Below are 11,333 nucleotides of genomic sequence, written 5' to 3'. Positions count from 1 at the left end.
GGGGACTGGGGACTGGGGACTGGGGACTGGGGACTGGGGACTGGGGAAGACGCGGAGACGCGGAGAATAATTAATTACGAATTACGAATTACGTTAGCGCAGCGTTAGCGAGTCCTCGATAGCGTTAGCGTTAGCGACACAGGAGCGTCGCGTCATTACGAATTACAAATTTACCCATTCCCTCACTTTACAAAATCAAACAATTGATGCGCCATTGCTAATTTAGAACAAGGTGCGATCGCTTGTTCTCGCCCTTTTCTATCTAAGAATATCGCTTGATTTTGATCGCTGCCAAATCCACTATCGGGCTGATCGATGGGATTGGCTACAATCGCATCTAATTTTTTATTTTGCAATTTTTCTAATGCTGGCTTGACAATATCACCTGTTTGTGCTGCAAAACCGATTAATATTTGATGTGGTTGCTTGAGTTGGGCTAGTTGGGCAACAATATCGGGTACAGGTTCTAGAGGTAAAGCTTGGGGTAGCGATCGCTTGGGTAATTTCTCTGTACTATAGTCTCTAGGTTTGACATCTGCTACTGCTGCCGACATGACAATTACGTCAGCGTTGGGCAAGCACTCTAGCATTGTCTGGTGCATCTGTTTAGCACTGACAACAGAAATTGTTTTTACTCCTAATGGTACATCCCAACTAGCAGGGCCACGCACTAGAGTGACGCTTGCACCTCGATGTAGTGCTGCCACTGCCAAGGCCAAACCCATTTTACCTGTGGACGGATTGCCGATAAATCTCACAGGGTCAAGATATTCTCGTGTTCCTCCAGCACTGATTAATACTCTTTTACCTGCTAAATCTCGTGTTCCCTGCGTATGTAACAAAGATTGAATATAAGTCACAATCTCTAGAGGTTCTGCTAGTCTACCAGCACCGATGCGATCGCACGCCAACAACCCCGATGATGTTCCCACACTATGATATCGGTAATCTGTTAACACCTGTTGCCAATTACGCTGTACTGAGAGTTGTTCCCACATATCTGTATTCATCGCTGGTGCTAACAACACAGGACAAGTGGAAGCAAGTACAGTATTGGTAAGCAAATTATCAGCCATTCCATAGGCTAACTTTGCTAATGTATTCGCACTCAGAGGGGCAATTACCATTACATCTGCCCATTCACCTAACTCAATGTGCAATGGGCGAGAATGAGTTGGTTGCCAAAAGTCTTTATCTGTGTAGGCAGGATGTCGAGATAGAGTTGCCAAAGTCAGAGGTGTAATAAATTCTTGTGCCGAACGCGTGAGGATGACTCGAACTTCCACCCCACCTTTAAACAGCGTTGATACAACTTCACAAACTTTGTAGGCAGCAATACCGCCACCCACACCAACTAGAACCCTGTTCGATTTGGCATGAGAATTTTGGGATGTGGAATTAAGCGCCAATGCTATCACCGCTTTGAGAATTGATTTATCAGAAAAATCTTAAGTAATAAAACTCGTATTTGATTTTTGAAAAAATCAGTACACCTCTAACTTCCTTCTTTCCTGTTCCCTGTTAAGAGTTCCCTCCCCACACAAGTATGTTCATCAATCAAATCAGAATCCTATATAATTACAAAACTTTAACATAGATTAAAAATAATCACTAATATAATAATTCGTTAAGTTTATCAGGCAATATTAAGAGTATCCTTAATTATTAGAAGCCTAGTTGAAAAACTTGAGTAAAGATGTGCAAATAAACTTAAATATTTATTTAGTCTTTTGTTCCTAGTTATCTAGTTGAGTACTTAAGACTAAAGACAAAAGTTTATTGGTGCTAATTTACTGACTAGGCTGTTGAGCAAAGCGGTGAAAATACGCTCTCATCCAAGTACCAACAGCGAAAACCCATGCAACCTTAGCACTAATTACGGAAGATGATAGAAAAAATTTTGCTGGCTGTCTCTGGATTAGGACATGCGGAAGAAATGCTCAAAACGCTGAAAGAATTACCTTCAATTCAACGCGCAAAAGTTACAGTTTTGCATGTTGTTTCAGGGCAAAGCACAGCTACTGCCATGACAACTAAATGGGAAGAAGGTGGTAAGATTTTAGCTAATGCTATTCAGTCTTTGAATTTAGACCCTAGCCAAGTTTCTTCAATTTTACGGCAAGGTGATCCTAAAGATGTAGTTTGCAAAGTAGCTGATGAGATTGATGCTGACCTAATTATTATGGGTTCTCGCGGGCTTAAACGGCTGCAATCAATTTTGGCTAATTCAGTTAGTCAGTATGTTTTTCAATTGTCTTCTCGCCCCATGTTGCTGGTAAAAGATGACATTTATGTCAAAAGAATTAAGCGTATTATGGTGGCGATAGATAACTCTGATGCAGCAAAAAATTGCTTAAATTTGGCCATATTTTTGCTGCGAGATATTCCAGGCGGCCAGTTAATTTTGGCGAATATTTCTACAGATTTAGGTGGTAAATCTTCCGGAATTAACGAGGTTCTCCCAGACAAAAATTCAGTTTTAGCGGCAGCAGTTGCAGAAACCCAAAAGCAAGGTATCCAAACTCGGTGTTATAGCAGTAGTGGTAAGCCAGGTGAAGAAATTTGCCGCTTAGCAGAAGAATTAAATGTAGACTTACTATTGCTTGGTTCTCCAGATCGCCGTCCTTCAATCGCTAAGAGTTTTGTTGATATAGATCGGCTAATAGGCTCTTCTTTATCTGATTATGTGCGAGTGAATGCGTCTTGTCCAGTACTGTTAGCGCGGACAGTCGCTTAAACTCAAAATAGATTTAGCGGTTAATAAATAAAAACCCCTGCACCATCGGTGTAGGGGTTTTTTATGTTATGCAAACCGTCCTAACTATCTTTTCCACCTTCTCGGCTAGCAGTTTGGATGTAAAGAATGATTAAAAACACAGCGGGAACTAGTACGAACAAAATGCTCGCTACGAACCCTAAGTCATTAACTTGCATGGCAATAAAGCCTCTCTAAATTTCCAGCCAACAACATTTAGGATATCATCATCGATGACAGAGTTAAGCAATTCAAAGTTCAAAATTCAAAATTCAAAATGAGGAAACTCAATTTTGGTAAGTATTTTGATTACCGGATTGATGAAATTAAAAGCAGTGTCAGATAAAGTTGAAAGATCAGGGTTTGGTAACTACGCTGACTGGGCCATTCACTATGGTTTGGCAGGCGAGGCGATAATTTTCTGGCTTTTTCTTGAATTTTCGCATCTCAACATCTGTACGAGGAGAAAGATTTTCTAATCCTTCAACAATTTCAACAACACAAGTGCCACACTGACCATAGCCACCGCAATTTGTCATCTTGCCAATCAATGTATATATATCAATGCCATTTTGCATAGCTTTTAGCCGGAGATTTGCACCATCTGCCGCTATTATTTCCTTATCTTCTTTCACAAATTTGATATTACCCATAGCTGATTCCTCGTTGACTGTAAGCCTGATTTTTAAAGCTTCGTATTGATTTAGCTTGATTTCTACCTTACTTATTATATTAATTCATTGCAAAATATTAAGAAATATCAAGTTTCGCAAAAATAAGACCGTAAAAAAATAGGACAGGTACATTACCTGTCCTAAAACTTGGTAATAGATTAACTTACCTAAATCCCACAGCTGCTTGCCAAACAAAAGCAAGCAACAAGAAGAATACGGGAATGACTGGGAGAACATCTACCAGTGGGTCAAAAATTTGGTAAGCTTCCGGCAGTTTTGCTAATAATAGTGTTGCTTCCATGTTTGTTTAAATCCACCTATCCAACACAGCTTTCGTGAACTGCCCTGCCGTCAGACGGACAGAGCTTCCCAATTCATCAGGAATAGCCTCCAGAACTTCGTAGTTTTTTGGTCTTACATTCCCTTCAAGGGCAGGAGTCCTGGTTCCCAAGACCCAAATTTTTTACCCTGAGCATAGTCGAAGGGTTTTCTTGCAACATATACCTGTTAGCTTGGTTTTCGCTTATGGCATTGATGGTCAAGATCATACTTAGTTTACCAGAAAAGGTGATTCGTCATACATCCAGAAGAGAGTTTGTGACAAAGTAAAAACTCTCTTGCAGACGCAATCGCAATCCCCCGCGTTTCCCTCATTCCCTAGCTAAGCCAGTGTCCAAATTCTACGGTGAAGCGATCGCTTAAAATTGCTTGGCGCATTTTTTGGGTGAAGCGAATTAATTCGGTGATGTTGTGAATACTCAGTAAGGTGTAGGCTAAAATTTCTTGCGATCGCACTAAATGCGATATGTAGGCTCGGCTGAAGTTTTGACAGGTGTAGCAAGAGCAAGTTTCATCTAATGGTGTAAAATCTTCACGAAATTTAGCATTTTTCAAGTTCCAGCGATCGCCCTGTACCATTGCTGTTCCATGTCTAGCCCAGCGGGTGGGGATAACGCAATCAAATAAGTCTACACCAGACGCGATCGCGATCGCCATTTCTCGATAAGTACCCACACCCATCAAGTAACGCGGCTTCTCTGGAGGCAAAAGTGGTGCTGTCGCTTGAACAATCTGTGCCATCATCTCTGCTGGTTCACCCACACTCACACCACCAATCGCATATCCAGGTAAATCTAACTTAGCCAAAGCCACAGCCGCTTGAGAGCGTAAATCTAAATATACACCTCCCTGCACAATGCCAAACAACGCCTGATCTTGGCGTTGATGAGCCGTTATACAACGTTCTAGCCAGCGATAAGTCCGTTGAGTAGCAGTTTCTACCTCTTGGCGACTGGCTGGATAAGGTGGACATTCATCAAATGCCATGATCACATCTGCCCCAAGAGTATTTTGAATCTCAATGGAGCGTTCTGGTGTGAGATTAATAATTTGTCCATCATGAGGCGAACGAAAAGTCACACCATCTTCCGTAATTTTTCGCATTTCACTTAAACTAAAAACCTGAAATCCGCCAGAATCAGTGAGCATCGGCCCATTCCAGCCCATAAACTTGTGCAGTCCTCCACCTCCAGCTACAATCGTTTCCCCTGGTTGGAGGTGCAGATGGTAAGTATTAGATAAAACCATTTGTGCCCCAGTATCTCTTAATTGTGCTGGGGTGATAGTTTTGACATTTGCCAGCGTCCCCACTGGCATAAATCTAGGAGTTTCTACAAGACCGTGAGGGGTGAAAAACACCCCTACTCTAGCCTTTGTCTGACTACAGCGAGCCAGACATTGAAAGGAAAAATCCGCACTCAAAGCAAAAGTAACCTGTTGATATTTCAGCTAACATAGCCATCGTGACGCGCCCGACTCTGATGCTTACGCATACAGCGCGGGCTTCTCAGAGACTCTTCGCGCGAAGACATTATCTGAGCTTTAAGGGCGTGCGTCCCACGCGCCTTTATGTTGATAGTTTGGTTAGCGTTATTAGAGTTTACAACTATTGCTTTCAAACCAGTATTTTCGACTTTGTTTAAAAGTAGTAGCCGTAAATATACTATCACAAAAATAGCAATTCCGACGCTCAACGAAGCGTTAGAGCGCGGGGCTTCTTTTTGGTTAAGCTAAATCATTAGCGAGATATATGAACTCTCTATCCATCCTCTTACCTTGGCGTTCTACCCTGCGGGAAGCCACTTCGTGTCTAAGGCGGTTCGTTTAACTTTTTCTCAGCGATCGCTCATTTAATACTCGTAGTATTAGTTCTAATCTTCGCTTTTTTAATAATTCTACCGACCACGGTGATTCTGTTAAAAAATGTGCCAATTAACCTATAGTTCATTATGGCAGCAGTGTTGCAGCAGGGAATAATAAGAACATCGACCCAGTAGGAATGTATCACTGTTCTTCGCCAGTATCCCCATAGGGCTGCTGTAAAAATTCTTCTCGCGTCATCCACTGCTGTGACGTGTGCCGGATGTGATAAATCATCACGGTTTCCCCCTCAATGCCATACAAAATTTTGTATCTCTTTTTGTAGAGAAGGCAGCGGATTTCTTGCCCTACAATTTTTGCTTCTGGCGCAAGCGGACAGCGCTGAGGCATCATATTGAGCGTATCAATCACGCCAAATAACCCATTGAACCACTGAGCAGCGTTGCCGGGGGAATTCTTTGAGATCCATACATAAAAACCTTCAGCATCCGCTAACGCTGTTGGGGTGATTCTAACGCGGTATGTCATGCTTTAATCGCAATTCTGACAGCGCTTCCACCGCATCCCGGTCTTTACCAGCCGCAACTTCTGTCATCGCTTGCCGGATTATAGCAGCCGAGTGTGCTAGTTCCAACTCATCCAGTAGTTTTTGATAGGATGCCGCATCCTGGATGATCACTGATGCCTTGCCGTTGACGGTGAGAACAATCGGTTTATGGCTTTCCTGTAAGTGTTCAATGAAGTGCTTGGCATTGCGTTGAAAGTCTGAAAGGGGGTAAATCTCTCGTGCATCAAGCATGGCTGTTCCCTCTACATGAAATATTCATGAAATTTCATGATAACCTATCAGGCTGAGAAAGTGTAATATCCCAGCTGAGTCTTGAAGGTAGTGAAAATCAACGGATTCGGTCAAGCGGAAATACTGAAACCTGAAGAAATATCGTTGCTGTTTCGTGAGGGTTTTGTCAACCCACGCGATCGCGCTCTGTTAGGTGTCTGCCTCTATGCCGGAGCCAGAATCAACGAAGCCTGTACCCTGCTCAAGGGCGATGTGATCACGCCTACAGGCGTGAGGTCTAAGTTGATTATTCGCAGTTATAACACCAAGGGCGGACGCGACACGCGAGAGATTCAGATTCATCCCATCCTGAAAGACTACTTTGAAGTCTACGCCCCACTTATCAAAGCCAGAGGCAAGAATCCGCACTCTAAGTCCCAGGTTTCTTGTTTAATTCTTCTGCTTTATCAAAGAACTGAAGACCCAATTTTCTCCAACTATCAACACCCTCATGTAAACCCGGAATATTGCGGAATTCCACAACCATTCCTCCTCTAGTATTTTTTCCTCCTCCAATCTCACCTGAAGGCACTTCCGGGAGTTCGGAAACTGCTTCGCCTGTTCGCTTCTTGCCGACTCCTGTCGGCTTATCAATTGGTTTGCCTGCCAACATCACGTCCTTAGAATCCAAGTCGGTCAATGATTCAACGTTGTATGCTGCTGAATCCCCCAACTCTTTTGTTTTTTCAGGGAAGATTAAAATCTGATCTAAAGGTTTACCTTTGTCTTCGGGTCTGCCAATCTCATCCAAAATATTGTCTATGATGCCCTTTCGACTTCCTCTAAACCAATTTTTTTCTGCACCCGTCATGCCATAGTGGCTAGCAATTTCATTGGGAGTTTTCAGCAAAACGGGAACCACATTTTTAATCGTTCCTCGTAAATCTTTTGCTGCTCCTCGCTGCATATAAAGCGCCATATGAGTTACCCAGCCTTCTAAGCCTTTGAAATTACCAGCAGCTTTTCGTTTCTGAGGTGTGTTCGCAATACTCATAAACTTGGCTGTAATCTTCTGAGCTATGTCTACGGCTTTAGCCATATCCACTTTAATTTGTGCATACATACCCTTCTCTTTGTCAGTAGCCGAGTCTGGAGCATCAGAGATTTGATCTTGGGCATACCAATCAATTAATTGATTGTATTGACGCAAATCTATGCCCACATTTGCTTGGATACTTCCTTTATAGTTGTGTCTATCTTTTTTGGTATAGGAGACATCTTCATCGTATGTTAAAGGGCCAACACCATTTATTAAGTCAACACCAGGATATTCTTCTCTCTTTGTTAACCCATTTGTAGCAGTATCTATCTTATTAACGATATCCTCTATTGCGTCCATCGTGTCTTTAAATTCTTTTCTTGTTTGTGCAGGAGGATCCATCACTATTTCTAATAATGAATCATCTCCACCTTCACGGGGGGGCCAATCGCTGCTATTTTTGACGCGATCGTCATGATCAACATCTAATCTAAATTGATTGGTTTTGTCATGTACTATTGTTCCGTACTTAGCTTTACCTTTTGTGCCAATAGTAGTTGCAATATCTTGCTTAAGACTCGCTCTTTCTTGACCCTTTGCACCTAGTTTTTTACCAGTCTTTTTAACTTTTTGTTTATACCACAAGTGCTTAAGGAACTTGCTTTGATCTCTTTTGCCTACATATTTTGTGAGGTCACTTATTGCTGTGTCTTCTTCATTTTGAACGTCGTGTAGCTCTGTAACTTTATCTTGAATACCTTGCACGTCACTGCTTGCTAAATTATCAACTGGCACTGGAATTTCAATTTCTAATCCAACGGCGCGTTGTATAGTATCAACAGAACTGCGACTGATTTGCAAGGGATTATTTACACTTTCATTAGATTGAGATTGTACAGTTGTGCTATCTGAATTTTGTCCACCATTTTGTTGAATGACATGGGTTAACTCGTGGGCAATCAACTCCTGTCCACCACGGCTTTCTGGCTCATATGCACCCTGCCGAAAGAACACATTTTGTCCTGTCGTAAATGCCTTTGCCTGTATCGACCGATTTAACTCGTTTGAGTGCGAATCTGTGTGAACTCTCACACCGCTAAAATCAGTCCCAAACGCCTGTTCCATCGGCTCTTTGATGCTCTGCGCCAACGGTTGCCCACTACCTCGTGTTTGTTGTATCGACGCTTCCAAATCAGATGTAGTAGCCACACCACCCTCTGACACACGCTGCACCGTCGGCTGCATTTGCAATCGTTTGTAGGGAATTTTCGGTTGTTGGAATTTCTGAGTTTGAGGCTGATGAATTCGTTGTACTACTTGAGGTGCTGTTTTGTCTGCCTCTTGCTCAAACTTATCTCCAGGTTCACCGATAGTTAATTTTGCTTGAATTGGTAATTGGGTGTTAGGTCGCTTCAATGAAATATTTGCTATATTGTGACCAAACTGGGATGCTCTTTCCAATCTCGAATGCAATAATCCATCCATCTTGGCTTGCAATATACCCAGGCGCTCTTGCCCCTCTGGCGTAATCGTGCCATATTTCGCCTGTAGTTGGAGTCCGGTTGCCTCAAATTTTTGCTCTTGGAAGGCATCATCTTCTACTTGATGCTGCGACTTATGTTGAGGTGCTGCTTTTTGTCTTTGGATGCCAAAGTTTTTAGATGCAAACTGAGATACCTTATCTGGTGCTTGAGAATTTTTTAAAAGAGATTTTCGGGCTTTGTCTAATGCCATAGTTGCATCTCGCTTTCCTGAGTAGTTCGTGATTGAGCAAAAAGAGTTTAATTTATGCCAAATTTATTCGTAACTTGGAATGGTTATGATTTGTTGCAAATTTTCAGTGAACAAGTTACACCGTATGAGCAATTTATGAATTACTTTTACAATTAGTTTGTAATTCACTGAGATGAAAATCGCTATGTATGTAACAGCTTTGTTACTGAATTATCAAAGCTGACGAAGGGAACGTTAAAGAATTCGTAATTCGTAATTCGTAATTCGTAATTAAAATAAAGAGTTATTTGCTTGATTAGTAGAAAAATTTCCATCTTTGGGTAGATGCATACAATAAATAATGTAGCATGTGCTACATTATTTATTGATAATGTTCAAAAACTTAATTTTTATTTTGTGGTTAAGAAGGCGAAGACAACCCAACTACATACAAACCTTTTTTGCAGCTTTCAGCGTCGCAAGAGTTGCTAGCGGAGCTACTTAAAACGAATCAGAACAGTCGTCGTCAAATTCGGCATCCCATCGGGCTGAGAGTACTTGTTCCATCATCGCTTCGATCGCACTGACATTCAAGCTGCGATCGCGTCGCTCTTGTAAAGGAGTCGAGCGAGGAATCAGCCGCAAACACACCCCTTCTTGCATCAAATCTATATAAGTTTCTTGTTCTGAGGACTGTTTGAGTTCCAAGTAATCAAAACTGTAAACGTTCAGATAGAGCGCATGGTTAGCAACTAGGGTTGACCTTTGCGGATTGGCAAAAACTTCCATCACATCCCCTTCACCCTCACTCAGTACCTTATCTTCTTGGGTGTAGATGTAGTGGACTCGACCTAAATCAGCTAGCAACCGTCGCATGTCGAGCTTATTCACGATAATGCCCGTGTTAACAATGCAAGGAGCTGGTATCCTGGTGTCGGGTAGATGTTGACTCATAAGGAAGTAGCGATTAAAGCTCAAGAGAGTGACAACACAGCTAATCAATTAATTTAACAGCTCGTTGACTCCCTACATCTAAAAAAATATCAATTTTGTAGGGCGATCGTCTAATAATCTTAATAAGTTCTCAACAGAAAAACACAGTACAAAAATTTATCTAAATTGAATGATAACTTTTTTAATTGAGTGTTTTTTGTCAAAACTTATACTCAAAATATTTTATTTATGACTTGGTACAGCATAACAAAATTTTTAAGCTTAATCCTTTCTAAAAGTAAAACTTATCTAAAGTTTTAAAATCAGCTATCATTACTTATGCTGAAACTATCAGTTACTTACAATCAAAAGGAACAGGGGACAGGAGAAGTGTTTCCTGTTCCTTCCCTACCTAAGTATGTTCAGTCATCAAATCGGATTCCTATACGTGACTTATATGACTAAAAAACAGTGTGGAAAAAACTACTGTTAGATTTGGCAGCAAGCGTAATATTTTACACTGCTATCCCGCTACCATTTTTTCACGGCTTAGACTTTCGGGGTGTAGCACTGCTTGCCCCAATTGTAGGCATAGTAATTGGGGGAATTTTAGGGTTATTTGATACGGTAATGAATTATCTGGGAGTGCCGATACTAACTCGTAGTGCTTTAGTAGTGGCTATTTGGATAATGATGACTGGGGGATTACATTTAGATGGAGCGATGGATACTGCGGATGGTTTGGCAGTGGGTGAAAAAGAACGGCGGCTAGAGGTAATGGCAGATAGTGCCACTGGTGCGTTTGGAGCAATGGCTGCGATCGCCTTAATATTACTTAAAACAGCAGCCTTAACAGATATGACCGAAAACCGCTGGTTGTTATTGATGGCGGCTTGTGGCTGGGGACGGTGGGGACAACAGATAGCGATTTGGCGATATCCGTATCTCAAACCCACTGGTAAAGGCGTATTTCACAAACAAGCGATTCGTTCTGGTAAAGATTTGTTACCAGGATTTTTACTCATGATCGGTTTGAGTGGTTTGCTGTTGTTGATCAATCAACAGCGCTTATTGTTAGCGCTGGGCATGATTATAGCTGGAAGTGCGATCGCCACCTCAACTGGCGCGTGGTTCAACCACAAACTAGGCGGACATACCGGAGATACATATGGCGCAGTCGTCGAATGGACTGAAGCCTTGTTTCTGTGCGTGCTAACTGCTTTTTAGGTAATTCGTAATTCGTAATGACGCGACGCTCCTGTGTCGCTCTAAGCGAAGCTA

Annotated in this window: 11 protein-coding genes; 2 read left to right on the top strand and 9 right to left on the bottom strand. The window is 41.9% G+C overall.

The window, feature by feature from the left end; translation table 11 throughout:
• Nucleotides 1-182: 182 nt before the first annotated feature.
• Entirely contained in the window at nt 183-1,409 is a 1,227-nt protein-coding gene (gene coaBC, locus AC5JMF_RS23810) for a bifunctional phosphopantothenoylcysteine decarboxylase/phosphopantothenate--cysteine ligase CoaBC (RefSeq protein ID WP_495798179.1), read from the bottom strand.
• 476 nt (nt 1,410-1,885) lie between these two features.
• On the opposite strand from coaBC, the gene AC5JMF_RS23805 reads away from it, so the two are divergent.
• Nucleotides 1,886-2,737, top strand: a complete 852-nt coding sequence (locus AC5JMF_RS23805; RefSeq protein ID WP_495798178.1) for a universal stress protein — start codon at nt 1,886-1,888, stop codon at nt 2,735-2,737.
• Nucleotides 2,738-2,817: 80 nt separating this feature from the next.
• Here the strand turns inward: AC5JMF_RS23805 and psbM are convergent, their stop codons facing one another.
• The 8 genes from psbM to AC5JMF_RS23765 form a co-directional block, all read right to left on the bottom strand.
• Nucleotides 2,818-2,934 carry a photosystem II reaction center protein PsbM gene (psbM, locus tag AC5JMF_RS23800; protein WP_271731637.1) on the bottom strand — a complete coding sequence of 39 codons (117 nt, stop codon included), beginning with the start codon at nt 2,932-2,934 and terminating at the stop codon, nt 2,818-2,820.
• Nucleotides 2,935-3,111: 177 nt separating this feature from the next.
• The gene (locus tag AC5JMF_RS23795) at nt 3,112-3,408 is read right to left on the bottom strand and encodes a 2Fe-2S iron-sulfur cluster-binding protein (protein WP_495798177.1); all 297 of its coding nucleotides are present in this window, start codon (nt 3,406-3,408) and stop codon (nt 3,112-3,114) included.
• Between the two features lie 184 nt (nt 3,409-3,592).
• A complete protein-coding gene (locus AC5JMF_RS23790; protein ID WP_495798176.1) occupies nt 3,593-3,730 on the bottom strand; it encodes a photosystem II reaction center protein K in 138 nt (45 codons plus the stop codon).
• Nucleotides 3,731-4,086: 356 nt separating this feature from the next.
• On the bottom strand, nt 4,087-5,190 hold the full coding sequence (tgt, locus tag AC5JMF_RS23785) for a tRNA guanosine(34) transglycosylase Tgt (protein WP_495798175.1): 1,104 nt from the start codon (nt 5,188-5,190) through the stop codon (nt 4,087-4,089).
• A gap of 582 nt (nt 5,191-5,772) precedes the next feature.
• The gene (locus AC5JMF_RS23780) at nt 5,773-6,117 is read right to left on the bottom strand and encodes a type II toxin-antitoxin system RelE/ParE family toxin (protein WP_495798174.1); all 345 of its coding nucleotides are present in this window, start codon (nt 6,115-6,117) and stop codon (nt 5,773-5,775) included.
• On the bottom strand, nt 6,101-6,388 hold the full coding sequence (locus AC5JMF_RS23775; RefSeq protein WP_495798173.1) for a type II toxin-antitoxin system Phd/YefM family antitoxin: 288 nt from the start codon (nt 6,386-6,388) through the stop codon (nt 6,101-6,103). The genes AC5JMF_RS23780 and AC5JMF_RS23775 overlap by 17 nt, the downstream gene beginning before the upstream one ends.
• Nucleotides 6,389-6,797: 409 nt before the next feature.
• Nucleotides 6,798-9,140, bottom strand: coding sequence for an eCIS core domain-containing protein (locus AC5JMF_RS23770; protein ID WP_495798172.1), 2,343 nt, complete (start codon nt 9,138-9,140; stop codon nt 6,798-6,800).
• Between the two features lie 480 nt (nt 9,141-9,620).
• On the bottom strand, nt 9,621-10,073 hold the full coding sequence (locus tag AC5JMF_RS23765) for a hypothetical protein (protein ID WP_495798171.1): 453 nt from the start codon (nt 10,071-10,073) through the stop codon (nt 9,621-9,623).
• A gap of 450 nt (nt 10,074-10,523) precedes the next feature.
• On the opposite strand from AC5JMF_RS23765, the gene cobS reads away from it, so the two are divergent.
• Nucleotides 10,524-11,279: an adenosylcobinamide-GDP ribazoletransferase gene (cobS, locus tag AC5JMF_RS23760; protein WP_495798170.1), complete on the top strand. Its 756-nt coding sequence runs from the start codon at nt 10,524-10,526 to the stop codon at nt 11,277-11,279.
• Nucleotides 11,280-11,333 lie beyond the last annotated feature (54 nt).

The sequence above is a fragment of the Desmonostoc vinosum genome, assembly GCF_059505385.1.
This window is presented reverse-complemented; position numbering and strand designations above follow the sequence as displayed.

Bases quoted from the DNA above. Each gene is read 5' to 3' on its own strand.
- AC5JMF_RS23805 (WP_495798178.1), top strand. From the start codon at position 1,886: ATGATAGAAAAAATTTTGCTGGCTGTCTCTGGATTAGGACATGCGGAA.
- psbM (WP_271731637.1), bottom strand. From the start codon at position 2,934: ATGCAAGTTAATGACTTAGGGTTCGTAGCGAGCATTTTGTTCGTACTA.
- AC5JMF_RS23795 (WP_495798177.1), bottom strand. From the start codon at position 3,408: ATGGGTAATATCAAATTTGTGAAAGAAGATAAGGAAATAATAGCGGCA.
- AC5JMF_RS23790 (WP_495798176.1), bottom strand. From the start codon at position 3,730: ATGGAAGCAACACTATTATTAGCAAAACTGCCGGAAGCTTACCAAATT.
- AC5JMF_RS23780 (WP_495798174.1), bottom strand. From the start codon at position 6,117: ATGACATACCGCGTTAGAATCACCCCAACAGCGTTAGCGGATGCTGAA.
- AC5JMF_RS23775 (WP_495798173.1), bottom strand. From the start codon at position 6,388: ATGCTTGATGCACGAGAGATTTACCCCCTTTCAGACTTTCAACGCAAT.
- AC5JMF_RS23770 (WP_495798172.1), bottom strand. From the start codon at position 9,140: ATGGCATTAGACAAAGCCCGAAAATCTCTTTTAAAAAATTCTCAAGCA.
- AC5JMF_RS23765 (WP_495798171.1), bottom strand. From the start codon at position 10,073: ATGAGTCAACATCTACCCGACACCAGGATACCAGCTCCTTGCATTGTT.